The organism is Qipengyuania citrea, from assembly GCF_009828015.1.
Lineage (GTDB): Bacteria > Pseudomonadota > Alphaproteobacteria > Sphingomonadales > Sphingomonadaceae > Qipengyuania > Qipengyuania citrea.
The window spans coordinates 633,990-654,152 of the sequence record NZ_WTYG01000002.1 but is presented as its reverse complement, the minus strand read 5'-3'; the positions used below and the strand labels follow the sequence as shown (position 1 = coordinate 654,152).

The 20,163-nt window shown below is 65.2% G+C and carries 19 protein-coding genes; 11 read left to right on the top strand and 8 right to left on the bottom strand.

Annotated elements, in window-relative coordinates; translation table 11 throughout:
* Positions 1–99: 99 nt before the first annotated feature.
* Positions 100–1,386 carry a spinster family MFS transporter gene (locus GRI55_RS08660; RefSeq protein WP_160766850.1) on the top strand — a complete coding sequence of 429 codons (1,287 nt, stop codon included), beginning with the start codon at positions 100–102 and terminating at the stop codon, positions 1,384–1,386.
* Positions 1,387–1,458: 72 nt separating this feature from the next.
* Here GRI55_RS08660 and GRI55_RS08655 read toward each other — a convergent pair whose 3' ends face one another.
* Positions 1,459–2,643: a vWA domain-containing protein gene (locus GRI55_RS08655; RefSeq protein WP_050600553.1), complete on the bottom strand. Its 1,185-nt coding sequence runs from the start codon at positions 2,641–2,643 to the stop codon at positions 1,459–1,461.
* A gap of 124 nt (positions 2,644–2,767) precedes the next feature.
* Between GRI55_RS08655 and GRI55_RS08650 the strand changes: the two genes are divergently transcribed.
* Complete coding sequence (locus GRI55_RS08650) at positions 2,768–4,168, top strand: methyl-accepting chemotaxis protein (RefSeq protein WP_160766849.1); 1,401 nt, start codon at positions 2,768–2,770, stop codon at positions 4,166–4,168.
* 81 nt (positions 4,169–4,249) lie between these two features.
* Here GRI55_RS08650 and GRI55_RS08645 read toward each other — a convergent pair whose 3' ends face one another.
* Positions 4,250–5,104 (bottom strand): AAA family ATPase, encoded by an 855-nt coding sequence (locus GRI55_RS08645; RefSeq protein WP_063505897.1) that lies wholly within the window; start codon positions 5,102–5,104, stop codon positions 4,250–4,252.
* Positions 5,105–5,194: 90 nt separating this feature from the next.
* On the opposite strand from GRI55_RS08645, the gene GRI55_RS08640 reads away from it, so the two are divergent.
* Positions 5,195–6,415 carry a bifunctional alpha/beta hydrolase/OsmC family protein gene (locus GRI55_RS08640; RefSeq protein ID WP_160766848.1) on the top strand — a complete coding sequence of 407 codons (1,221 nt, stop codon included), beginning with the start codon at positions 5,195–5,197 and terminating at the stop codon, positions 6,413–6,415.
* Here GRI55_RS08640 and parE read toward each other — a convergent pair.
* Together parE and GRI55_RS08630 are read right to left on the bottom strand one after the other, a co-directional pair.
* Positions 6,412–8,388, bottom strand: coding sequence for a DNA topoisomerase IV subunit B (gene parE, locus GRI55_RS08635; RefSeq protein ID WP_050600549.1), 1,977 nt, complete (start codon positions 8,386–8,388; stop codon positions 6,412–6,414). The two genes, GRI55_RS08640 and parE, sit on opposite strands and share 4 nt — an antisense overlap.
* Positions 8,389–8,497: 109 nt before the next feature.
* Positions 8,498–9,655, bottom strand: a complete 1,158-nt coding sequence (locus GRI55_RS08630) for a penicillin-binding protein activator (protein WP_050600548.1) — start codon at positions 9,653–9,655, stop codon at positions 8,498–8,500.
* Between the two features lie 37 nt (positions 9,656–9,692).
* On the opposite strand from GRI55_RS08630, the gene rsmI reads away from it, so the two are divergent.
* From rsmI to GRI55_RS08610, 4 genes are all read left to right on the top strand, one after another.
* On the top strand, positions 9,693–10,544 hold the full coding sequence (gene rsmI / locus GRI55_RS08625; protein WP_063505899.1) for a 16S rRNA (cytidine(1402)-2'-O)-methyltransferase: 852 nt from the start codon (positions 9,693–9,695) through the stop codon (positions 10,542–10,544).
* Positions 10,541–10,891 (top strand): YraN family protein, encoded by a 351-nt coding sequence (locus GRI55_RS08620; protein ID WP_160766847.1) that lies wholly within the window; start codon positions 10,541–10,543, stop codon positions 10,889–10,891. The genes rsmI and GRI55_RS08620 overlap by 4 nt, the downstream gene beginning before the upstream one ends.
* A gap of 102 nt (positions 10,892–10,993) precedes the next feature.
* Entirely contained in the window at positions 10,994–11,962 is a 969-nt protein-coding gene (gene gshB, locus GRI55_RS08615; protein ID WP_063506048.1) for a glutathione synthase, read from the top strand.
* A gap of 33 nt (positions 11,963–11,995) precedes the next feature.
* The gene (locus GRI55_RS08610; RefSeq protein ID WP_050600544.1) at positions 11,996–12,601 is read left to right on the top strand and encodes a DedA family protein; all 606 of its coding nucleotides are present in this window, start codon (positions 11,996–11,998) and stop codon (positions 12,599–12,601) included.
* On the opposite strand, the gene GRI55_RS08605 is transcribed toward GRI55_RS08610, so the two are convergent.
* Both GRI55_RS08605 and hemW read right to left on the bottom strand, forming a co-directional pair.
* A complete protein-coding gene (locus GRI55_RS08605) occupies positions 12,598–13,494 on the bottom strand; it encodes a tyrosine recombinase XerC (RefSeq protein WP_160766846.1) in 897 nt (298 codons plus the stop codon). The genes GRI55_RS08610 and GRI55_RS08605 overlap by 4 nt on opposite strands.
* On the bottom strand, positions 13,491–14,645 hold the full coding sequence (gene hemW / locus GRI55_RS08600; RefSeq protein WP_160766845.1) for a radical SAM family heme chaperone HemW: 1,155 nt from the start codon (positions 14,643–14,645) through the stop codon (positions 13,491–13,493). Before hemW ends, GRI55_RS08605 begins: the two co-directional genes overlap by 4 nt.
* 107 nt (positions 14,646–14,752) lie before the next feature.
* Here hemW and GRI55_RS08595 point away from each other — a divergent pair, with 107 nt between their 5' ends.
* The gene (locus GRI55_RS08595; protein ID WP_237452457.1) at positions 14,753–15,283 is read left to right on the top strand and encodes a CAP domain-containing protein; all 531 of its coding nucleotides are present in this window, start codon (positions 14,753–14,755) and stop codon (positions 15,281–15,283) included.
* Positions 15,284–15,286: 3 nt separating this feature from the next.
* On the opposite strand, the gene rdgB is transcribed toward GRI55_RS08595, so the two are convergent.
* Together rdgB and rph are read right to left on the bottom strand one after the other, a co-directional pair.
* Positions 15,287–15,913 (bottom strand): RdgB/HAM1 family non-canonical purine NTP pyrophosphatase, encoded by a 627-nt coding sequence (gene rdgB / locus GRI55_RS08590; protein WP_160766843.1) that lies wholly within the window; start codon positions 15,911–15,913, stop codon positions 15,287–15,289.
* Positions 15,910–16,626 (bottom strand): ribonuclease PH, encoded by a 717-nt coding sequence (gene rph / locus GRI55_RS08585; RefSeq protein ID WP_050600709.1) that lies wholly within the window; start codon positions 16,624–16,626, stop codon positions 15,910–15,912. The genes rdgB and rph overlap by 4 nt, the downstream gene beginning before the upstream one ends.
* A gap of 84 nt (positions 16,627–16,710) precedes the next feature.
* Between rph and hrcA the strand changes: the two genes are divergently transcribed.
* Genes hrcA through GRI55_RS08570 form a run of 3 tightly spaced genes read left to right on the top strand, consistent with a single transcriptional unit; the run spans position 16,711 to position 20,138 of the window.
* Positions 16,711–17,754 (top strand): heat-inducible transcriptional repressor HrcA, encoded by a 1,044-nt coding sequence (gene hrcA / locus GRI55_RS08580; RefSeq protein WP_050600539.1) that lies wholly within the window; start codon positions 16,711–16,713, stop codon positions 17,752–17,754.
* 12 nt (positions 17,755–17,766) lie between these two features.
* Positions 17,767–18,363 carry a nucleotide exchange factor GrpE gene (gene grpE, locus GRI55_RS08575; RefSeq protein ID WP_160766842.1) on the top strand — a complete coding sequence of 199 codons (597 nt, stop codon included), beginning with the start codon at positions 17,767–17,769 and terminating at the stop codon, positions 18,361–18,363.
* Positions 18,364–18,386: 23 nt separating this feature from the next.
* On the top strand, positions 18,387–20,138 hold the full coding sequence (locus GRI55_RS08570) for a DUF885 domain-containing protein (RefSeq protein WP_160766841.1): 1,752 nt from the start codon (positions 18,387–18,389) through the stop codon (positions 20,136–20,138).
* Positions 20,139–20,163 lie beyond the last annotated feature (25 nt).

Genomic DNA, 20,163 nt, shown 5'->3' with positions numbered 1-20,163 from the left:
CGCAAGTTCGATTTTCGATCAATGGTCTTGACCTAAGGCCCCGGGAAGGCGAGCCTACTTGAAAGTGACGGGCATACCCGCGCTTCGGGAGAGGTTATAATGGCGACTGCGGCAGCACGGCAGACTGGTGGATCGGTCAGGGTTACCCTGTGGATCCTTCTGATAGTTTACATCTTCAATTTCATCGATCGGCAGATCGTCAACATCCTGGCCGAGCCGATCCGGCTCGAACTGGGTCTGAGCGATACGCAGATCGGCCTGATGACGGGCCTGGCCTTCGCACTGTTCTACACGATCCTCGGCCTGCCGATCGCGCGTTTCTCTGATCGCTCGACTACCAACCGCCCATGGCTGATCGGCGGTGCGCTGGCGATCTGGTCGGCCATGACTGCCTTGTGCGGACTGGCGCAGAATTTCATCCAGCTGCTGCTGGCGCGGATCGGCGTGGGCGTGGGCGAGGCGGGTTGCACGCCGCCTGCGCATTCGCTGATCGCGGATATGGTCGAACCTTCCAAGCGCTCCTCCGCGCTGGCCTTCTACGCGCTTGGCATCCCCATCGGCACACTGCTGGGCATGCTGATCGGCGGCCTGCTCGCCGATTCGGTCGGGTGGCGCAACGCCTTCCTGATCGTCGGGCTTCCGGGCATTGCGCTGGCCGTGGTCGTCTTCACCTATCTGAAGGACCCCCGCCGCACCGGGATGATGCAGGCCGGTACGCAGCAGTCGGCCGAACAGATGCCGATGAAGGCCGCGCTCAAGGCAATGTTCAGCTCGCGCGCTTTCGTCCTGCTGGTGGCGGCAGGTTCGGCCGCGGCCTTCCTCGCCTACGGCAAGGTTACCTGGATCACGATCTTCTTCCAGCGCACGCACGGGCTGACCCCGGGTGAAACCGGGCTGTGGTTCGGGCTGGTCAATGGCGGGGCGGGCATCGCCGGCACGGTCCTGGGCGGTTATATCGCCGATCGCTGGGGCGCCAAGAACCGCCGCCATGTGCTCACCGCGCCCGCGGTGGGCATGGTGGTGACGATACCCTTCGCGCTGCTCGCCTTCATGACCGACAACTGGCTGCTGGCGCTGTTCCTGCTGATCGTCCCGACGATCTGCAATTCGCTCTATTACGGCCCCACCTATTCGAGCGTGCAGGGCCTCGTGCCGCTGCGCGCCCGGGCGATCGCGGCCGCCGTGCTGCTGTTCTTCCAGAACCTCATCGGGCTGGGGCTGGGGCCACTGTTCTTCGGGATGATGTCCGATCTGCTGCAGCCCGCCTATGGCGAGGAAAGCGTGCGCTACGTGCTTTACGGCGCGACGTTCCTCGGGCTGCTGCCGGCGTTCTTCTTCTGGCGCTGTTCGCTGCGCCTCAACGAGGAACTCGATCAGAAGGACTAGCCGGGGCGGGCCGCGTGGCCCGCTACCCGCTGGAAGCAACGACCCCGGGCGTAAGCAACGCCCGGGGTTTTCTCATGCCCCGGTCTTGCGGCTCAGTTCGCGCATCGCGTCGTCGAGCCCGTCGAGCGTCAGCGGATACATGCGGTCGTTGACCAGCTGTTTCATCACCTTGGTCGACTGCGAATAGCTCCACTGCTTTTCGGGCACCGGGTTGAGCCACACGGTCGCCGGATAAGTACTGGTCACGCGCTGCATCCAGGTGGCGCCGGCTTCCTCGTTCATATGCTCGACGCTGCCGCCCGGATGGGTGATCTCGTAGGGGCTCATCGCCGCATCGCCGACGAACACGATCTTGTAGTCGTGCCCGTATTTGTGGAGCACATCCCAGGTCTTGGTGCGTTCCTGCCAGCGCCGGCGGTTGTCCTTCCACACGCCTTCATACAGGCAGTTGTGGAAGTAGAAGAATTCGAGGTTCTTGAATTCGGCCGTGGCCGCGCTGAACAGTTCCTCGGTCACCTTGATGAAGGGATCCATCGACCCGCCGACGTCGAGGAACAGCAGCAGCTTGACCGCATTGTGCCGTTCGGGCCGCATGCGGATGTCGAGCCAGCCCTGCTTGGCCGTGCCCTCGATCGTCGCATCGAGGTCGAGCTCGTCGGCGGCGCCTTCGCGGGCAAAGCGGCGCAGGCGCCGCAGCGCCATCTTGATGTTGCGCGTGCCCAGTTCCTTGGTGTTGTCGAGGTTCTTGAACTCGCGCTTTTCCCACACCTTGACCGCACGCTTGTGCTTGCTTTCCCCGCCGATCCGCACGCCTTCGGGGTTGTAGCCCGAATTGCCGAAGGGCGATGTCCCGCCCGTGCCGATCCACTTGTTGCCGCCCTGGTGGCGTTTTTCCTGTTCCTCCAGACGCTTCTTGAGCGTCTCCATGATCTCGTCCCAGTCGCCCAGGGCCTTGATCTTTTCCATCTCCTCTTCGGACAGGAATTTCTCGGCCACCGCCTTCAGCCAGTCTTCGGGGACATCCACGGGGTTCTGCCCGTAATCGCTGAGGATGCCCTTGAAGACTTTCTGGAACACCTGGTCGAACCGGTCGATCAGCCCTTCGTCCTTCACGAAGGTCGCCCGGCTGAGGTAGTAGAAGGCTTCGGGCGATTGCTCGATCACGTCGCGGTCGAGCGCCTCGATCAGCGTGAGGTGTTCCTTGAAGCTTGCGGAAATGCCCGCAGAGCGAAGCTCGTCGACGAAATTGAAGAACATGCCGAACGGCTTAGCGCGTGTAGGGCGAGTGCACCAGTGTGTGAATCGCAACCGATTTTTACCCTCCACTAACCATCAGCGCCTAAACCTCGCTGATCAAAACGAATAAGGGGGTCGTAAGCACATGGAACTCAGCGCGATCGACAAGGGCGGTGCGTCCGCTCTCGATCAAATTCCGGCCGCCTGCGGCAAGGTCACCGTCGGCTGTTCCGATGTGGCGGGTATCGTCCAGGGCGTGATCGATTCGTTCGGCCACCTGCGCAGCGAATATGGCGAGTTGCAGGGCACCGTGCGGACGCTCGACGAAGATCAGCGCAAGGTGCTCGAAGCGAGCGACGAGGCCCGGCTGCTGTCCGAACGCGCGATCGAACGGCTCAGGCACGGTTCGACGATGATCAACAACTCGCTGAACGAGATCGGCAATCTGCTCAGCCTGGTCGAAACGCTGACCCAGCATGTCACCGGCTTTGCCGCGGCGATGGACCAGGTGCGCCGCTCCAGCCAGGAGATCGACCAGATCGCCGAGACGACCAACATCCTCGCGCTCAATGCGACGATCGAGGCGATGCGCGCGGGCGAGCAGGGCCGCACTTTCGCGGTCGTCGCCAATGAGGTGAAATCGCTTGCCAGCCAGACCCGCAAGGCAACCGAGGAGATCGGCCGGACGATCGATACGCTCGGCAACGAAGCGGGTCAGGTGATCGAGAAGATCGAAAGCGGCGCGGAAGCGAGCAGCCAGGCGAAGAACTCGGTCGGCTCGATCGAGGATACCATGCGCAGCGTCACCGAACTGCTGCTCGAGGTCGACGGCCAGCAGGACCTGATTGCGCGCAACACCGCCACCATTTCGGGGCATGTCCACCGCGTGCAGGATGTGCTCGACGATTTCGACGAGGCGGTCACGGTCAACGAAACCAAGCTCGGTACGGCGCATGCCCGGATCGAGGATCTGGAAATGACCGCGAGCGAGATGTTCGACCAGCTGGTCAAGGCGGACCTTTCGCCCGATGACAGCCGGATGGTCGAACAGGCGCGCCGTTTCGCCGCGGAAGTCGCCGGCGTCGCCGAAGCCGCGATCGCCGACGGATCGCTCAGCATGGACCAGCTGTTCGACCGCGATTACCAATATGTCCCCGGCACCAACCCCGAACAGTACCGCACTGCACTGAGCGATTGGGCCGATGCGAACTGGCGCCCGATCAACGACCGCGTGGTCGCGCAGGGCGGACCGATCCTGATGTGTTCGGAAGCGGATATGAACGGCTTCCTGCCGACGCATATCACCGATCGCTGCCGCGCGCCGACCGGCGATGTCACGCATGATACGACCTACTGCCGCAACGGGCGCGTCATGCTCTATGCGATCGACAAGAAGGCCAAGAGCCAGACCGATCCCTACATGATGGCGGTGTACCGGCAGGAAGGCGACGGCCGGAACTATGTCGTCGTGCGCAATGTCTATGTCCCGCTGGTTATCAACGGCCGCCGCTGGGGCGATTTCGAACTGGCGTACAGCTTCAACTGACGGCGGCTTTTCAGACGCGAAAAGGGGCGCGAACCATATCCGGTCCGCGCCCCTTTCACATGCGTATTTCGCTGTGCGCGATCAGCTCTGGCGGCGGGCCATGAAGGCGAGCCGTTCGAACATCATGATGTCCTGTTCGTTCTTCAGCAGCGCGCCGTGCAGCGGGGGGATTGCGGCATTGGGGTTGGCATCCTGCAGCACTTCGAGCGGCATGTCTTCGTTGAGCAGTAGCTTGAGCCAGTCGAGCAGTTCGCTGGTCGAGGGCTTCTTCTTCAGACCCGGCACTTCGCGGATTTCGTAGAACACTTCCATCGCCTTGGTCACCAGGCTCTTCTGCACGCCGGGGAAGTGGACTTCAATGATGTCGCGCATCGTCTCGGTGTCGGGGAACTTGATGTAATGGAAGAAGCAGCGGCGCAGGAAGGCGTCGGGCAGTTCCTTCTCGTTGTTCGAGGTGATGACCACGATCGGGCGTTCCTTCGCCTCGATCCGCTCATGCGTTTCGTAGACGTCGAAGCTCATGCGATCGAGTTCCTGCAACAGGTCGTTGGGGAACTCGATATCGGCCTTGTCGATCTCGTCGATCAGCAGCACGGGCAGCTTTTCGGAGGTGAAGGCTTCCCACAGCTTGCCGCGCCGGATGTAGTTCGAAATGTCATGGACGCGCTCGTCACCGAGCTGGCCGTCGCGCAGGCGGGCCACCGCGTCATATTCGTAAAGGCCCTGCTGCGCCTTGGTGGTCGACTTGACGTTCCATTCGATCAGCGGCGCGTCGAGCGCCTTGGAAATCTCGTGTGCCAGAACCGTCTTGCCCGTTCCCGGCTCGCCCTTGACCAGCAGCGGACGCCTTAGCGTAACAGCGGCATTGACCGCGACCTTCAAGTCGTCGGTCGCGATATAGGATTTGGTGCCTTCAAAACGGGTCGGTTCTGTCATCGGTTTTCCCTTGCAACTTTACGTTAGCGTTAGGGGCCGGGCACCGCTCGTGCAAGGGGGCGTTATGGGTTCAGACGCGAGGGAGATTGCATGCCTACCGAAACGATCACGATCGCCACCGATGCGGGGCACGAGCTGACCGGCTCCCTGGAAATGCCGACCGGGCTGGTGCGCGGGGCGGCGCTGTTCGCGCATTGCTTCACCTGCACCAAGCAGAGCCGCGCGGCGGTCAGCGTGGCGCGCGCGCTGTCGCGTGAAGGCATTGCCTGTCTGCGGTTCGACTTCACCGGGCTGGGCGGCAGTGAAGGCGACTTCGGCCGTGCCGGTTTCGCCACCGATGTCGCCGACCTGGTCGCTGCGGCCGAGGACCTGCTGCGCCGGTTTGCGCAGCCCGTCCTGATGGTCGGGCACAGCCTCGGCGGGGCGGCGGTGCTCGCTGCGGCAGACGATCTGGGATTCGACAAGGTCGCCGCGATCGCTACCATCGGCGCGCCCAGCGATGTGCCGCATGTGCTGGCCCGGATCGAAGGCGATATCGACGCCATCCGCGAGCAGGGGGAAGGGCCGGTCACGATCGGTGGCCGCGATTTCTCGCTCAGCCGCGAATTCATCGAGCGGGTGGAGGCGACCGACCTGCTCGAGGAAGTCGGCAAGCTGCGTTGCCCTTTGCTGTTCCTCCATTCGCCGACGGACGATATCGTCGGTATCGAGAATGCCAGTGCGCTGTTCGGCGCGGCACGGCATCCCAAGAGCTTCGTCAGCCTCGAAGGCGCCGACCACCTGCTGCTCGACCACCAGTCGGCAGAATTCGCAGCTGGCATGATCGCCGCTTGGGCCAAGCGCTATCTCCCGCTGCGCGACGACTGGCCGCTGCCCGAAGAAGGGATCGTCGCCAAGACCGGCCACGGCAAGTTCGGGACCGAAGTGCATACCTCGAACCACAGCTTCGTGGCCGATGAACCGCGCAGCTATGGCGGCGACGACAGCGGCCCGACGCCCTACGACCTGCTCAACGCGGCGTTGGGTACCTGTACCGCGATGACAATGAAGATGTATGCCGACCGCAAGGGTTGGCCGCTCGAGGGCGTGACCGTTGAAGTCACGCATGAGCGCAACCACGCGGATCGCTGCGACCATGCCGAAGCCATGGCGGAAGGCACCAAGATGCAGGCGCTCAACCGGCGGATTGCAGTGCACGGCGACGCGCTGGATGCAGACCAGCGCCGCCGGATCATCGAAATCGCCGATAAATGCCCGGTTCACCGCACGCTCGAAGGCGAGCTGCACGTGCATACCGAAAGCACCGACTAGGCGTCGATCATCTCGCGGTCCATGTCGCCGGCATTGTTCTGGATGAAGTTGAACCGGTGTTCGGGATTGCGGCCCATCAGCTGGTCCACCAGCTCCTTGACCACCGCGCGCTGTTCGAACTCGGCGGGCAGGGTGATGCGGATCAGGCTACGGGTCTCCGGGTCCATCGTGGTTTCGCGCAACTGCGCGGGGTTCATCTCGCCAAGCCCCTTGAAGCGGCCGACATCGACTTTCTTGCCCTTGAACACGGTGGCCTCGAGTTCGGCACGATGTTCGTCGTCGCGGGCATAGCGGCTCTCCTTACCCGCGGTCAGACGATAGAGCGGGGGCTGCGCGAGGTAGAGATGCCCGCCGCGCACCACTTCGGTCATTTCCTGGAAGAAGAAGGTCATCAACAGCGTGGCGATATGCGCGCCGTCGACATCGGCGTCGGTCATGATGATGATGCGATCGTAGCGCAGGTTTTCCGGCTCGCAATCCTTGCGCGTGCCGCAGCCCATCGCCAGCGTCAGGTCGGCGATCTCGCTGTTGGCGCGGATCTTGTCCGCCGTGGCGCTGGCCACGTTGAGGATCTTGCCGCGGATCGGCAGGATCGCCTGCGTCTTGCGGTTGCGCGCCTGCTTGGCGCTGCCGCCCGCAGAATCGCCTTCGACGATGAACAGTTCGGTCTCGCCTTCGCCTTCGCCCGAGCAATCGGTCAGCTTCCCGGGCAGGCGCAGCTTCTTGGCATTGGTCGCGGTCTTGCGCTTGATCTCGCGTTCCTGCTTGCGCCGCAGGCGCTCGTCCATGCGCTCCATGACCTGGCCGAGCAGAGCCTTGCCGCGGTCCATATTGTCCGACAGGAAATGATCGAAATGGTCGCGGACTGCGTTCTCGACCAGCCGTGCCGCTTCGGGCGAGGTCAGCCGGTCCTTGGTCTGACTCTGGAATTGCGGATCGCGGATGAAAACCGAGAGCATGACTTCGGCACCCACCATGACATCGTCGGCGGTCAGGTCCTTCGCCTTCTTCGCGCCGGTTAGCTCGCCGAAGGCGCGCAGGGCCTTGGTCAGCGCAGCGCGCAGGCCCTGTTCGTGCGTTCCGCCGTCAGGGGTGGGCACGGTGTTGCAATACCAGCTGGTCGACCCGTCCGAATAGAGCGGCCAGGCGATCGCCCATTCGACGCGCCCGGCCTCGTCGGGAAAATCCTGCGTGCCGGCAAAGGGCTGCGCGGTGACGCATTCGCGCCCGCCGAGCTGTTCGGCCAGGTGGTCCGCAAGGCCGCCGGGAAATTTGAACACCGCTTCGGCGGGGACATCGTCGCTGGTCAGGCTGGGGGCGCATTTCCAGCGGATTTCGACCCCCGCGAAGAGATAGGCTTTCGAGCGCGCAAGCTTGAACAGCTTCTTCGGATTGAACTGCCGGTCGCCGAAAATTTCGGTGTCGGGCACGAAGCTGACCGTGGTTCCGCGGCGGTTGGGGGTAGGGCCGAGCTGTTCGATCGGCCCGAGCGTTTCGCCGCGTGAGAATTTCTGTGCGTAGAGTTGCTTGTCGCGTGCCACTTCGACGCGCGTATCGCTCGACAGCGCGTTCACCACCGATACGCCGACGCCATGCAGGCCGCCGCTGGTGGCATAGGCCTTGCCCGAGAACTTGCCGCCCGAGTGCAGTGTCGAGAGGATCACTTCGAGCGTCGACTTGCCCGGATATTTGGGATGTTCACCCACCGGGATGCCGCGCCCGTTGTCGCTGACGACGACGCGATTGCCTTCCTCGAGCCGCAGTTCGATCCGTGTCGCGTGCCCGGCTACGGCCTCGTCCATCGCGTTGTCGAGCACTTCGGCCACGAGATGGTGCAGCGCGCGGTCGTCGGTCCCGCCGATATACATGCCCGGACGCCGCCGGACAGGTTCGAGCCCCTCGAGGACTTCGATCGAGGAAGCGTCGTAATCGCCGCTGGACGTGGGCGTGTTTTCGAACAGATCGTCGGACATGCTGCAGGAATACCGCTCTAGGCCGCTGCCTTACAAGCGGCGCGGCCGGATTTACCCACCGTACCGAGGCCGGGGCGCGCGGGCCGCGTCCAGCGGGACGGGGACGAGGTCAGAAACGGGCCGGGGCGTTCTCGACCACCACAACCGCACCGTCACGGACCTCGCGGACCTCGAAGGCGCGTTCGACGAGGCCGTTGGGGCCGAAGCGGAAGGCGCCGTCGAGACCGAGGAAACCGTCCTCGCTGCGCAGCGCCCGGTCGGGGAAATCGCGGCCGACGCGCCAGTCGCGCGCCACGCGCAGCGTCAGCAACACCGCGTCATAGCCGAGCGTGGCGATGCGATAGGGCTGGCTGCCGAAGCGCGCCTCGTAACTGTCGACGAACCGCTTGTAGCGATTGTCGGACACGGCCGAGAACAGCGCGCCGCGCAGCGCGGAGGCCCGCGTTACCGAGCCTTCGCCGCTCCACAATTCGGTGCCGAGCAATTGCGGTGTGCCGCCGGCACGCGGCTTAAGCACGCCGGCTGCCTGCGCCGCAAGACGCGCGCCGTCGGCGATCAGCACTGTGTCGTACCCGCCATGCGCCTTGAGCCGTTCGGCGGCGCTGACGATCGACGTATTGCCACGGGCGTAGCGTTCGGTCCACACCATGGTGCCGCCATAGGCCGCCACCGCGCGGCGGGCGGCTTCCTCGGCACGGGCGCCATATTCGCCATCGGGAGCGATGATGGCGAAATTCTGCGATCCGCGGCTGCGCGCATATTGCACTGTGCGCATGATCGACTGCTCGGGAATATGCCCCATGATCAGCACGTCGGGTCCGGCCGCGCCGGTATCGTTCGAAAAGGAAATGACCGGGACGTCCGCCGCCCGCGCCGTGGCGGTGATCGACGGGATGTTCGACCCGAGCAGCGGGCCGAGGATCAGCTTGTTGCCCTCGGCGATCGCCTGGCGCGCTGCCGCTTCGGGGCCCTTGGCGGTATCGTAGCTGGTAATCCGCAGATTGCTGGCATTGGTGTCGAGCAGGGCCATGGTGGTGGCGTTGGCGATCGACTGGCCCACGGCGCCGTTGGTGCCCGACATCGGTACCAGCAGCGCGATGCGGTGGCGCGTTTCGTCGCTCGGCAGGCTCTGGGTCGGTTCGGGGGTCGGCGTGGTGACCACCGGTCCGGCGCGGTCGGCGCCCTTGGGAATGACCGAACAGGCCCCCAGCAGGGCGGCCAGCCCCACGGTTACCATTGCCCGGCGGTCGATAGTCCAGCGCTTCATCTTGCCGCGTCCCTCATTCTTGGTTCAAAGGAGGGTGGTGACAGATGCGCCCCCTCCCGAAAATGCCCTTACACCCGGGCTCTATATCGTCGCCACCCCGATCGGCAACCTAGGGGATATCACATTGCGCGCGGTCGACGTGCTGCGCCGCTGCGACGGGGTCGCGTGCGAGGATACGCGCGTCACCGGCAAGCTGCTCAAGCATCTGGGGATATCGAAGCCGATGTGGCGCTATGACGACCACAGCGAACACCGCGACCGCACCCGGTTGGTCGAATCGATGCGCGATCGCGCGGTCGCGCTGGTCAGCGATGCGGGCACGCCGATGGTTTCCGATCCCGGCTATCGCCTCGTCAACGACTGCCGCGCCGAGGGTATTCCGGTGACCGCGCTGCCCGGCGCCTGCGCCGCGGTCACGGCGCTCGCGCTCAGCGGACTGCCCAACGACCGCTTCCTCTTCGCCGGCTTCCTGCCGAACAAGGACAAGGCGCGGCGCGAAACGCTGGAGGAACTGGCCGATGTCGACACGACGCTGGTATTCTACGAAACCGCACCGCGACTGACCAAGTCGCTGGCTGCCATCGCCGAGGCGCTGCCCAACCGCAATGTCGCCGTGGCGCGCGAGCTGACCAAGCTGCACGAGGAACTTCGCCCCGGCCTGCCGCACGGCCTGATCGCCTATTACGAGGCGCATCCCCCGAAGGGCGAGATCGTGCTGCTGGTCGGGCCGCCGCCCGAGCGCGTGGCCAGCCCCGAATACGCCGAACAATTGCTCGCCGATGCACTGCGCACGCTCAAGCCCTCGCAGGCCGCGGGACAGGTGGCGAAAGCGACCGGGCTCGATCGCAAGGAACTCTACGCCAGGGCGCTGGAACTGCGGTCCGAATGACGCGCAGGCTGGCCGAGAAACGCGGCCGCGACGGCGAAACCCGCGCTGCGGTCTGGCTCAGGGCCAAGGGCTGGCAAATCCTCGACCGGCGGGTCAAGACACCGGCGGGCGAGATCGACATCGTCGCCAGAAGAGGCGGGGTGATCGCCTTCGTCGAAGTGAAGTGGCGCCGCCGGCGCGCCGTTCTCGATCACGCAGTCGACGAACACCGGCTGTCGCGCGTGGCCGCTACCGTGGAAGCGGTGGCGCATCGCTATGCCGGAAGCGGCGAAGATATCCGGCTCGACGTGATCCTGCTTGCACCGGGCAGCTTCCCTCGCCACATCGCCAACGCATGGCAGCCCTGAGCTCCGCTTGCGCGTCCGGTGCGCAGCGGGTGGTGAGCGGGCCAGCCGGAATTCCCTACCGTGCCCGGCACCACCCGGACACGCCAAGCGAAAGGTAAGTGCATGTCGCTCCGCGTTGCTATCCAGATGGACCCGCTCGAAAGCATCAGGATTGCGGGCGACAGTTCGTTTGCGCTGATGCTGTCGGCTCAGGCACGCGGCCACGAGCTGTGGCATTACGATGTCACCAGCCTGGCCTATGAAAGCGACGGCACGCCCCGCGGGCGGATCACCGCGCATGCCGCGCCGGTGACGGTCCAACGGGTCGAGGGCGACCATTACACCGTCGGGGAACGGCGCCGGATCGATCTGGCGCAGGATATCGACGTTGTGCTGATGCGGCAGGATCCGCCGTTCCATCTCGGCTATATCAGCGCTGCGCTGCTGCTCGACCGGCTCAAGGGCACCACGCTGGTGGCAAACGATCCGCGCGAAGTGGTCAATGCACCGGAAAAGATGTTCGTGCTCGATTACGCGCGGTTCATGCCGCCGACGCTGGTCGCGCGGCATCTCGACGATCTGCGCGACTTCCAGAAACGCCACGGTTCGGTGGTGGTGAAGCCGCTGCATGGCAATGGCGGGAAGGCGATCTTCCGCATCGACGAGCAGGGCACCAACCTGTCCGCGCTGTCCGAAGTGTTCGACCAGACCTGGCCCGAACCGCACATGGTCCAGCCGTTCCTCCCCGAAGTCAGCGAAGGCGACAAGCGGATCGTGCTGGTCGATGGCAAATTCGTCGGCGCGATCAATCGCTTCCCGGGTGAAGGCGAGTTCCGTTCGAACCTTGCGCAGGGCGGCCACGCGGAAGCGGCGACGCTGACCGCGCGCGAGGAAGAAATCTGCGCGGCGATGGGCCCCGAGCTCGAACGGCGCGGGCTGGTCTTCGTCGGCATCGACGTGATCGGAGGCAAATGGCTGACCGAGATCAACGTCACCTCGCCCACCGGCATCGTCGCGATCGACAAGTTCAACGGGACCGACAGTGCGGGCCTGATCTGGGATGCCATCGAACGCCGCCACGCGGCGATGTAGGACCGTTGGCGCGGCCGGGCCGTTAGGGCACCTATGCACGAATTTATCCTCCGCGCGATCGAGCAGGGCGGGCTGCTAGGCATTTTCCTGCTCATGGCAGTCGAGAACATCTTCCCGCCGATCCCGTCCGAAGTGATCATGGGGCTGGGCGGGGTCGCGGTATCGCGCGGAACGATGGATTTCTGGCCGCTGATGATCGTCGGCACGGTCGGTTCGACCGCGGGCAATTACGTCTGGTACTGGCTGGGCGACCACTGGGGGCGCACGCGGCTCGAACCCTTCGTCAACCGCTGGGCGCGCTGGCTGACGATGGAGTGGCAGGATGTCGAACGCGCGCAGGGCTTCTTCCAGCGGCACGGGCCCTGGGTCGTCTTCGTGTTCCGCTTCACCCCGGTCTTTCGCACGATGATCTCGCTGCCAGCGGGACTCGCGCATATGGGGCTGTGGCGGTTCCTCGGCTTCACCTTTGCCGGGGCCTTCATCTGGAACCTGCTGCTGGTCGAGAGCGGACGGCGGCTGGCGGTATGGCTCGCCGAATCGCAAGAGGTGCTCGGCTGGATCACCCTCGGCCTGCTCGGTCTGACGCTGGCTGGCTATGCGTGGCGGGTCGTGACCTGGAAACCGCGCGCCGAACGCTAGTCCTGTTCGCGCGGATGGGCCTTGCGATAGGTATCGAGCAGGGTGGCCGCATCGACCTTGGTATAGATCTGCGTCGATCCCAGGCTGGCATGGCCCAGCAGTTCCTGCAGGCTCCTGAGATCGGCCCCGGCACCCAGCAGATGCGTGGCGAAGCTGTGGCGCAGCGCATGCGGCGTGGCGCTATCGGGCAGGCCGAGCGCCCTGCGCGCCCGCGCGGTCGCTTTCTGCAGCACGCCCTGTGACAATGCGCCGCCCTTTGCCCCGCGGAACAGCGGATCCGATTGGGTGAGCGGCCACGGGCACCGGGCGACATAATCGGCCACCGCCTCGCGAATGATCGGGAGCAACGGGACCACGCGCTGCTTGCCGCCCTTGCCGGTCACGGTCAGCCGTTCGCCCAGCGGCAGGTCGGCGCCGGTCAGCGACAGCGCTTCGGCAATCCGCAGGCCGGCACCGTAGAGCAGCAGCAAGACCGCGCGATCGCGCGCGCCGATCCAGTCGTCGCTCGCCAGTTCGGCAACCGTATCGGCCAGCCCGACAGCATCGTCGGGCGTTACCGGGCGCGGCAGTCCCTTCGCAATACGCGGACCGCGCAGCCGCGGGGGTTCGGATACCGCGTGGCCAGCCTGCGCGCGGGCAAAGGCGATGAACCCCTTGAGCGCAGACAGTTCGCGCGCGGCGGAGGCATTGGAAAGCCCGTCGGCCCGGCGCGATGCCAGATGCGTGCGCAACCGCGTTGCCGGCATTCGGGCTACCTCGTCCCATGTCGCCAGATCCATCCGCGTCAGCAGCCGCTGCGCCGCCGTGCCATAGGCCCGTACCGTGTGCGGCGAGCGCCTCAGCCCGAGGGCCAGATGGTCGTGCCAGGCCGCGAGCATGTCGGCGCTGGTCATGAGGTTACGAGGTCAGCCTGGACCAGCTCGCCGAGCAGCGCGTCGAGCACCGGCATTCCGCGCGGCGTGACACCGATCCGCGGCCCGTCGGACCACGCCATGCCCAGATCGCGGTAGAGTGCCAGCTTGCGGCCGTCGATCAACGTTTCGGGCTGCGCGCCGAAGCGCTGCGCCAGCTGCGCAAGATCGACGCCTTCGAGCAGACGCAGCCCCATCAGCAGCGCCTCGCTCGCCTGTTCGCTGCGCCCCAGCGGCCGCGCCTCGGCGATCCCGTGCTGCTGCGCTGCGAATGCGCCCAGATAGTTCTCGGGCTTGCGGTGCCTCACCGTGGCGGTGTCGCAGCGCCTGCCATGCGCGCCGGGTCCGATCCCGATATAGTCGAGATAACGCCAATAGGTCAGGTTGTGGCGGCTCTCTTGGCCGGGGCGGGCGTGGTTGCTGGTCTCGTAGGCGGGTAGTCCCGCCGCCTCGGTCATTTCGCGGGTGAGGGCGAAGAGGTCGGCTGCCGGGTCGTCCTCCAGCGGTGCGAAAACCCCCTGGCGGACATCGGTGGCAAACCGTGTCGAGGGTTCGATCGTCAGCTGGTAGAGCGACATATGGTCGGTACCGAGCGCAAGCGCGCGGCCCAGCTCGGCGTGCCAATCGGCCTCGGTCTGACCGGGGCGGGCATAGATGAGATCTATCGAAACGCGTTTGAAATGCCGCTGTGCGACTTCCAGCGCCTGCAGTGCTTCGCTTGCGCCATGCAGCCGGCCGAGGAAACGCAACGCCTCGTCGTGCAGGCTCTGGACGCCAAGCGACACCCGATTGACCCCGGCCATGGCCAGATTGGCGAAATTGGCTGCCTCCACGCTGCTGGGATTGGCTTCCAGCGTGATCTCGACAGCGGGATCGAAACCCCACAACCGATCGGCTTCGGCGATCAGTTCGGCCACCAGGCTGGGCGGCATCAGAGACGGTGTTCCGCCGCCGAAAAAGATGCTTGTCAGCGGTTCTTCAGAATTTGCCTGAACATGCTCATGGCGCATGTCCGCTATGAGCGCGTCTTTCCAGACGGCGGTCTCCGCAGTTTTCCGGACATGGCTGTTGAAGTCGCAATAAGGGCATTTTGCGATGCAGAAAGGCCAGTGAATGTAGAGCGCGCGGGCCAATTGTGAGTTTACCCAATCTTAACGATCGTAACCGATTTGCCCGACGCATGAAGAGCGTAGGAAATCGCAGAATGTCGTGGTTCGGTGCTTGGTCCGTGGCGTGTGCCATGGCCTTGGGGCTGGCTGCAAGCGGTTCGTCGACTCCTGCAGCGGCGAATGGCGCCTTCACCCACTCCCGCGCGCTGTACACTGCGACCGATCGGCACCTCGCCGCGCGGATCCTGCGCGCGCATAATGACGAGCGCCATCGCCTGCGTCTCCAGCCGCTCAAGTGGAACGTCCATCTCGAACGCGAGGCGGAGGAATGGGCACAGCATCTCTCGCGCATCGGTCGGCTCCAGCATGCTGACAGCCGCCAGCGCAACCGGACGGGCGAAAACCTCTGGATGGGGACCGCCGGTCACTGGCCGGTCGAGACCATGGTCGACATGTTCATCGCCGAAAAACGGCATTACCGCCACGCCCGCTTCCCCGATATCTCGCACACCGGCAATTGGGCGGATGTCGGGCATTACACGCAGGTGGTCTGGCGCGACACGCAGGAAGTGGGCTGCGCCGTCGCTACCGCCGCGGGCAACGATGTACTGGTCTGCCGCTATTGGCCCGCCGGCAACATCTGGGGTCAGAAGCCCTACTGAGGCTTAGCCGAACTGCTCCGCGACCAGCTTCGCGAATGCATCGGCGCGGTGACTGATCGCATGTTTCTGCGCCGGGTCGATCTCGGCAAAGGTCTGCTCGCTGCCCTCGGGCACGAACACCGGGTCGTAACCGAAGCCCATCGCGCCGCGCGGCGGCCAGGTGAGGGTGCCCGGCACGGTGCCTTCATAGACTGCGTGCTCGCCATCGGGCCATGCCAGTGCCAGCACGCAGTGGAACGCGCAGGACCGGTCTACATCCGCGCCCTGTTCCTGCAACAGCCCCTCGACCTTGCCCATCGCCATGTACCAGTCGCGGCCCGGATCGCCTTCGAACCACTGCCGTTCGGCCCAGTCGGCGGTATAGACGCCCGGCCGCCCGCCGAGCGCAGCGACCGACAGGCCGCTGTCGTCGGCGAGCGCGACGATGCCCGACGCCTCCGCCGCTGCGCGTGCCTTGAGCATCGCGTTCTGGACGAAGGTGGTGCCGGTTTCGGCCGGTTCGGGCAGACCCAGCGACCCGGCCGACAGGCAATTCATGCCATGCGGTTCGAGCAGCGCGGAAATCTCTTTCAGCTTGCCGGCGTTATGCGTGGCAATCACGAGCGAGCCCGAACCGAGCCGACGCGTCATTTGCGCGTGGCCTCGTCCTGCGCCTTGAAAATCTGCGCGCAGCCCATCTGCGCCAGCCGCAGCAGGCGGAGGAAGGCTTCCTCGTCATAGGGCGCGCCTTCGGCAGTTGCCTGCGCCTCGGCGATCTTGCCGCCTTCGATCAGCACGAAATTGGCATCGGCATCGGCATTGCTGTCCTCGGGATAGTCGAGGTCGAGCACGGGCGTGCCCTGGTAGACACCGCAGGATATTGCCGCGACCTTGGCGGTGATGGGGTCCTGCGTGATGTCGCCCGACTTGAGCAGCCCGTTGACCGCGAGGCGCAGTGCGACCCATGCGCCCGAGATCGACGCCGTGCGCGTGCCGCCGTCAGCCTGGATCACGTCGCAATCGAGCGTGATCTGCCGCTCGCCGAGCTTCTTGTGATCGACCACCGCGCGCAAGCTGCGTCCGATAAGCCGCTGGATTTCCTGCGTCCGGCCGCTCTGCTTGCCCTTGGCCGCCTCGCGCTGGCCGCGCGTATGCGTGGCGCGCGGAAGCATCGAATATTCGCCGGTGACCCAGCCTTCGCCCTTGCCGCGCAGCCACGGCGGGATGCGTTCTTCGACGCTGGCGGTGCACAATACGCGCGTCTCGCCGAAGCTGATCAGGCAGCTGCCTTCGGCGTGCTTGGTGTAACCGGTTTCGATAGTGATGGCGCGCATTTCGTCGGGCGCCCGGCCGGAAGGTCGCATGGGGTTCTCCATTGCAGTCGAATCTCGCGAGTGCCTGTGGCGCAAGCCCCTTGAGGCCGCAAGGGGAGTGGTTAGATAGGGGGCATGAATTCCCCGCCGCTGAACGATCTGACCGAACGCGCCCGCGAGATCTTCCGTCTCGTCGTCGAAGGCTATCTCGACAGCGGCTCGCCGGTCGGATCGAAAGCGCTCGCGGGCGAGGGGCGCGTCAACCTTTCTCCCGCCTCGATCCGCAACGTGCTGGCCGATCTCGAGGCGCGCGGGCTCCTGTCCGCGCCGCATACGAGCGCGGGGCGCATGCCCACCGATACGGGCTTGCGGCTGTTCGTCGACGCGATGATGCAGGTGGCCGAACCGACGCGCGAGGAACGCGACGCGATAGAGCAGCGGCTGGGCGAGCCCGGACCGATCGAACGCGCGCTGGAGGAAACCAGCGCGCTGCTGTCCGACCTCTCGGGGGCAGCGGGCATGGTCATGGTCCCGACGCGCGAACCGCGCCTGGCGCAGGTCTCGCTCACCGCGCTCGACACGCACCGCGTGCTGGCGGTGCTGGTTGGTGAAGACGGCCAGATCGAAAACCGGATCATCGCGCTGCCCGCCGAAGCGCTCGGCACGTCTCTGGAACAGGCCAGCAACTACCTCACCGCGCGCAGCGCGGGCCGTACGCTGGCCGAAGCGGCCAGCGCGGTGGAAGAGGAGATCGCCAGCGGGAAATCGGCGCTCGACGAAGCCAGCAGCGATCTGGTGCGCCGCGGGCTTGCGACATGGAGCGAGGATGCGGCCAAGCGCCCGGTGATGATCGTGCGCGGGCAGGCCAACCTGCTCGACGAGGCGGCGCTGGGCGATATCGAGCGCGTCCGGTCGCTGCTCGACGATCTGGAAAGCAAGCAGTCGGTCGCCAGCCTCCTCGAACGCGCGCGCCGCGCCGAAGCGATGCGGATCTTCATCGGCAGCGAGAACCGCCTGTTCTCGCTTTCGGGATCGTCGGTCATCGCCTCGCCCTATCGCGACCGCGAGGGCAGGGTGGTCGGCGTGCTGGGGGTGATCGGCCCGACGCGGTTGAATTACGCGCGGGTCGTCCCCATGGTTGATTTCACCGCCCGATCCTTGGGCAAACGCATTGGCTGACAGGGTTTTTACGTGACCGACGAAAACAACAACGAACCGCAGAAAAAGGCGGTCGACGACGAAGTGCTACGCGAAATGGAAGGCGTGCCCGAACATCTGCGTGACGATGCGGATGAAGCGGGCGACGAAACGCCAGTCGAGGATGCGCTCGCCAAGCTCAAGGGCGACCTCGAAACCGCGATGCAGGACGTGCTCTATGCCCGCGCGGAAACGCAGAACGTGCGCCGCCGCATGGAAAAGGACGTCCAGGACGCGCGCAATTACGCGGCGACCAATTTCGCCCGCGACGTGCTGAGCGTGGCGGACAATCTGGCCCGCGCGCTCCACCATGTGCCCGATGAATTGCGCGATCACGAGAAGGCCAAGAATTTCATCTCGGGTATCGAGGCGACCCAGCGCGAACTCGAGAAGGTGTTCGCCAGCAATGGCATCACCCGCATCGCGGCCAAGGGCATGCCGCTCGATCCCAACCAGCACCAGGCGATGATGGAAGTGCCGAGCGACGAAGTCGAACCGGGCACCATCGTGCAGGAAATGCAGGCCGGCTACATGATCAAGGACCGCTTGCTCCGCCCGGCCATGGTCGGCGTGGCGAAGAAACCGGACTGAATACCGGACAAGGGGAAGTGACGATGAGGACTGCGATCTACGGTGCGGCGGTCCTCGTCGCCGCTTCGCTGACAGCGCCGGTGGCAGCGCAGGATACGCCTGCCACGCGGCTTTCGACGCTGGCGGATGCCTTCTACGACTACCGGCTCGAACAATTCGGCCAGATCGAGACTGCCAACGGCAGCACCCGGCGCGGCCCCGCGCTGTGGTCGGTCGCACCCGAAGCGCAGCGGGCACGGGCGGCGCAATATGCCGATTACCTCGCCCGGCTCGATGCCATCGACCTGTCCGCCCTCGACGCGACGGAGCGCACCAATGCGCTGGTGCTGCGGACCCTGCTCGAAGCCGAAATCGGTGATGCGCGGTTTGCCGAATGGGAAATGCCCTTCGACAGCGACAGCAATTTCTGGTCCTATCTCGCACCGCGTTCAGGTTTTACCACAGTCGCGGAATATGAGGATTACATCGGCCGGATGCGCGACATCCCGCGCTATTTCGCCGAACACACCGCCAATGCCCGCGCCGGGCTGGCGCGCGGATTCTCGGTACCGCGGGTCACGCTCGAGGGACGCGACGTCTCGATCGCATCCTATGTCGTGGACGATCCCGAGCAAAGCGCGTTCTGGACCCCCTTCGCCGCTATGCCGCGCAGCATCTCGCCGGCCGATCAAGCGCGCTTGCGCACCGCCGGCCGCGCCGCGATCGAAGAAAGCGTGACGCCCGCCTATGCCGACTGGCTCGCCTTCTTTCGCGAAGAATACCTGCCGCAGACCCGCACCTCTCTGGGCGCGAGCGAGTTTCCCGACGGGGCGGCCTATTACGCGCAGCAGATCCGCCAATACACCACGCTCGACCTGTCCGCCGAGCAGATCCACCGCATCGGGCTCGACGAAGTCGCGCGGATCACCGCCGAAATGGAAAAGGTGAAGGACGAAGCCGGCTTCGCGGGGACGCTGGCCGAATTCGTCACCTTCCTGCGCACCGATCCGCAATTCGTGGCGCGCAGCGGCGACGAGCTGATGGGCGTCTCATCCTATGTCGCCAAGCGCGTCGACGGGAAACTGGCCGATTACTTCGGTTTCCTGCCCCGCCACCGCTTCACGATCCGCCCGGTCGATCCCGCAATCGCCCCCTTCTACACCGCGGGGCGCGGCGGGCTCGATGCGTGCCAGATGAATACCTATGATCTGCCGTCGCGCCCGCTCTACAACATTCCCGCGCTGACGCTGCACGAATGCGCGCCCGGGCACAGTTTCCAGGGCGCGGTCGCGCTCGAACAGGACGAAGCCCCGCGGTTCCGCCGCCAGACCTATTTTTCGGGCTTTGGCGAGGGCTGGGGGCTCTATGTCGAATATCTCGGCGAGGAGATGGGCATCTACCGCACGCCCTACGAGAAGTTCGGTCGGCTTTCCTATGAGATGTGGCGCGCGGCGCGGTTGGTCATCGATACCGGCATCCACCACTACGGGTGGAGCCGCGAACAGGCGGTCGATTACCTGTCGAGCCATACTGCCCTGTCCGAGCGCGAAGTCGGGACCGAGATAGATCGCTATATCAGCTGGCCCGGCCAGGCGCTGGCCTACAAGCTGGGCGAAATGACCATTCGCAGGGTTCGCGCCAAGGCCGAGGAGGAGCTGGGCGAACGCTTCGATATCCGCAAGTTCCACGATGTTGTGCTGGCGCTGGGATCGGTGCCGCTGCCCGCGCTCGAAGCGCGCATCGATGCCTTTATCGCCGATGGCGGGCAAGGACTGCCCGGCGTGACTTACGACTGAGGAACGGCGAGGCCGCTCGTCCGTA

Excerpts from the sequence above, each read along its gene's own strand:
- GRI55_RS08660 (WP_160766850.1), top strand. The coding sequence starts at position 100 with ATGGCGACTGCGGCAGCACGGCAGACTGGTGGATCGGTCAGGGTTACC.
- GRI55_RS08655 (WP_050600553.1), bottom strand. The coding sequence starts at position 2,643 with ATGTTCTTCAATTTCGTCGACGAGCTTCGCTCTGCGGGCATTTCCGCA.
- GRI55_RS08650 (WP_160766849.1), top strand. The coding sequence starts at position 2,768 with ATGGAACTCAGCGCGATCGACAAGGGCGGTGCGTCCGCTCTCGATCAA.
- GRI55_RS08645 (WP_063505897.1), bottom strand. The coding sequence starts at position 5,104 with ATGACAGAACCGACCCGTTTTGAAGGCACCAAATCCTATATCGCGACC.
- GRI55_RS08640 (WP_160766848.1), top strand. The coding sequence starts at position 5,195 with ATGCCTACCGAAACGATCACGATCGCCACCGATGCGGGGCACGAGCTG.
- parE (WP_050600549.1), bottom strand. The coding sequence starts at position 8,388 with ATGTCCGACGATCTGTTCGAAAACACGCCCACGTCCAGCGGCGATTAC.
- GRI55_RS08630 (WP_050600548.1), bottom strand. The coding sequence starts at position 9,655 with ATGAAGCGCTGGACTATCGACCGCCGGGCAATGGTAACCGTGGGGCTG.
- GRI55_RS08620 (WP_160766847.1), top strand. The coding sequence starts at position 10,541 with ATGACGCGCAGGCTGGCCGAGAAACGCGGCCGCGACGGCGAAACCCGC.
- gshB (WP_063506048.1), top strand. The coding sequence starts at position 10,994 with ATGTCGCTCCGCGTTGCTATCCAGATGGACCCGCTCGAAAGCATCAGG.
- GRI55_RS08610 (WP_050600544.1), top strand. The coding sequence starts at position 11,996 with ATGCACGAATTTATCCTCCGCGCGATCGAGCAGGGCGGGCTGCTAGGC.
- GRI55_RS08605 (WP_160766846.1), bottom strand. The coding sequence starts at position 13,494 with ATGACCAGCGCCGACATGCTCGCGGCCTGGCACGACCATCTGGCCCTC.
- GRI55_RS08595 (WP_237452457.1), top strand. The coding sequence starts at position 14,753 with ATGGCCTTGGGGCTGGCTGCAAGCGGTTCGTCGACTCCTGCAGCGGCG.
- rdgB (WP_160766843.1), bottom strand. The coding sequence starts at position 15,913 with ATGACGCGTCGGCTCGGTTCGGGCTCGCTCGTGATTGCCACGCATAAC.
- rph (WP_050600709.1), bottom strand. The coding sequence starts at position 16,626 with ATGCGACCTTCCGGCCGGGCGCCCGACGAAATGCGCGCCATCACTATC.
- hrcA (WP_050600539.1), top strand. The coding sequence starts at position 16,711 with ATGAATTCCCCGCCGCTGAACGATCTGACCGAACGCGCCCGCGAGATC.
- GRI55_RS08570 (WP_160766841.1), top strand. The coding sequence starts at position 18,387 with ATGAGGACTGCGATCTACGGTGCGGCGGTCCTCGTCGCCGCTTCGCTG.